The 443-nt window shown below is 69.3% G+C and carries 1 protein-coding gene; it reads left to right on the top strand.

Features of this window, described 5'->3' with window-relative positions:
• On the top strand, window positions 1–443 hold a 443-nt coding region (locus tag DVK01_RS21445), incomplete at both ends, for a DNA topoisomerase (protein WP_233562847.1).

The following is a 443-nucleotide window of genomic DNA, read 5'->3' on the forward strand; positions in this document are numbered from 1 at the left end:
CGAGCTGATCGACGCGCCCGTCACGAAGACGCCGACGCAGGAGGGGATCGTCGCCGCGCTGCGCCGGCTCGCCCGCAACGCCTCCCGGGTCGTCATCGCGACCGACTACGACCGCGAGGGCGAACTGATCGGCAAGGAGGCGTACGAGCTGGTCCGCGAGGTGAACGAGGACGTGCCCGTCGACCGCGTGCGCTTCTCGTCGATCACGGAAAACGAGGTGAAAAAGGCGTTCGCGAACCCCGACGACCTCGACTTCGAGCTGGCGGCCGCCGGCGAGGCCCGTCAGACCATCGACCTGACGTGGGGCGCGGCCCTGACCCGCTTCCTCTCGCTGTCCGCACGACAGATGGGCGACGACTTCATCTCGGTCGGCCGGGTCCAGGGCCCGACGCTCAAGCTCATCGTCGACCGCGAGCGCGAGATCCAGGCGTTCGACCCCGAGT

It is taken from the genome of Haloarcula sp. Atlit-120R (assembly GCF_003665885.1).
In the GTDB taxonomy this organism is placed as follows: Archaea; Halobacteriota; Halobacteria; order Halobacteriales; family Haloarculaceae; genus Haloarcula; species Haloarcula taiwanensis.